General features: G+C 59.0%; 1 protein-coding gene. It reads right to left on the reverse strand.

The features are described from left to right. Positions 1-112: 112 nt before the first annotated feature. The gene (locus tag AC629_RS44200) at positions 113-1,453 is read right to left on the reverse strand and encodes an IS1182 family transposase (protein WP_143199955.1); all 1,341 of its coding nucleotides are present in this window, start codon (positions 1,451-1,453) and stop codon (positions 113-115) included. Positions 1,454-1,610 lie beyond the last annotated feature (157 nt).

The raw sequence follows: 1,610 nt of genomic DNA on the forward strand, positions 1-1,610 counted from the left end.
ACCGGGGATTGTGTTGCAAAACTCGTTTCTGACTTGGGGCGAGCTTGGCTTTTGAGTTTCGGCGGTTTCTTTTGGTACGGGGTGCCGGCGGTTTCCGTTTTGCTTGTGCATTTCAGCACGCGACTGCCAGTTGTGGCGGGGGACGGCAGATTAGCTTGGCCAGCCGCCTCAGGTTCTGCGCGGTGGCTGTGAGCAGCACTTCGTCCCTGGCGCCATTCAAGCCCCGCAGCCGAAGCCGGTCGAGCCTGAGAATGCGTTTCATATGAGCAAACCGCATCTCGACCTTTTTGCGCTCGCGGCGCGATTGCTCGAAGGCTTCCGTATTGGCCAGCGCACGGACACGATCGCGCACATCTTCGTTGATGTCGCGGGTAATTTTGCGCACGACCGCCGTCGTGCATTTGGGCTTCAAGGCGCAGCCAGCGCAGTCGCTCTTGCTGGCTCTGTAGTAAACGATGTGACCTTGATCGATATTGCCGGTGCTGGTCAGTTCCGTGCCACCCGGGCAAACATAGACATTGCGCTTCTGGTCGAAGACGAAGTCGGCTCGGCTAAAGGTGCCATCGGGGCGTGCCGACTTGTCCCATACCGGAACGTGCGGCGTGATCTTGCGATCCACCAGCCATTTGAGCAGTCTGACCGCGCCGTAAGCCGTGTCGCCTGCCAACCTTTTGGGGCGCAGATCGAAGCGACGCTCAACACGGTCCACCATGGTCTGGGTGACAGCAATTTCAACCGCACGGTTCGCGCGCGTGCCTACCGCATCGAGGATGATCCCGGCCTTGTTGTCGATCAGATAGTTCGCATCGTAAGCAAAGAATGGATCCACGCCCGGCCTCGTAACCCATGTTGCTTGCGGATCGGTGAGCGAGACTTCCTTGGGAGGCTTGCGGCGACGGCTGCCTTCACTTGAACCGCCGCCGTCTTCGTCGCTGTCCTTATCGCTATTGGCGGCATCAAGCGCTGCGATGTACTCGCGAACCGCATGGGATGCTTCCTCCGCCTTTGGCCAGGTAATAGGCGGGTCGCCGGGACGTCGCCTAGTCTTGTTCACATCTGCCTTGATCAGGCTCGCATCGACTGAGAACGCTTCGCCTCCGACCAGCCCCGCCGAAATACACAGCGCCACTACACGCTCAAAAACCCGGCGCAAGGCATCGCTCTCACGGAAGCGTTCGCGCCGCGCCCGGCAGAACACCGAGTGATCAGGCATATGGTCCTCGATGCCGAGCTTGCAAAACCATCTGTAAGCCAGATTGACCTGGACCTCGGCGCAGAGCCGACGCTCGGAACGAAGTGCAAATACGTAGCCCAACACCAGCATCCGGATCATGAGCACCGGATCAATCGAAGGCCGGCCAGTGTGCGAGTAGAATGGAGCGAGCTCGTTGTGCACCCAACTCAGGTCCAGCAAACCGTCGATTTGCCGTACCAAGTGATCAGCCGGCACCACCTTGTCGAGATTAAAGGAGTAAAAAAAACTGGCCCTGACCGCTCTCCTGCCGCCCTAACATCCGCTGCTCCCGCAAATGCCGCCTCAAACCAACGGAATCACGGTTCGCGAGTCGCCTCAACCGGAGTTTTGCAACACAATCGAGGTCGATTCAGAC

This window comes from Bradyrhizobium sp. NAS80.1, assembly GCF_001908205.1.
Classification (GTDB): Bacteria; Pseudomonadota; Alphaproteobacteria; order Rhizobiales; family Xanthobacteraceae; genus Bradyrhizobium.